Origin of the sequence: Brevibacterium sp. SIMBA_078 (genome assembly GCF_046534565.1) — a bacterium.
Classification (GTDB): domain Bacteria; phylum Actinomycetota; class Actinomycetes; order Actinomycetales; family Brevibacteriaceae; genus Brevibacterium.
This window is the reverse complement of record NZ_JAWRYQ010000481.1, coordinates 1-245: the sequence shown is the minus strand read 5'-3', so window position 1 is coordinate 245 and position 245 is coordinate 1. Positions and strand designations below refer to the sequence as shown.

The 245-nt window shown below is 44.5% G+C and carries 1 protein-coding gene; it reads right to left on the bottom strand.

Features of this window, described 5'->3' with window-relative positions:
* Positions 1 to 245, bottom strand: a 245-nt coding sequence (locus tag SB749_RS20485; RefSeq protein WP_410711929.1) for an aldehyde dehydrogenase family protein, incomplete at both ends; no start/stop codon positions are given.

Below are 245 nucleotides of genomic sequence, written 5' to 3'. Positions count from 1 at the left end.
AGGGCTAAATCAGCGTCGTCAAGTACAACAAAAGCATCGTTACTACCCAGTTCTAGTACGGTTTTTTTAACATGCTTAGCAGCTTGCTCTGCTACTTTTTTACCTGTGCCGTCGCTTCCAGTGAAGGTCACGCCGCTTATAGCCGAGTGTGAAATTAGGGCGCTGGCGGTTTTACGATCAACCAGTAAGTTGCTAAAGCAGTGTTCAGGGAAGCCTGCTTGTAGAAATAATGTTTCAATTTTTTC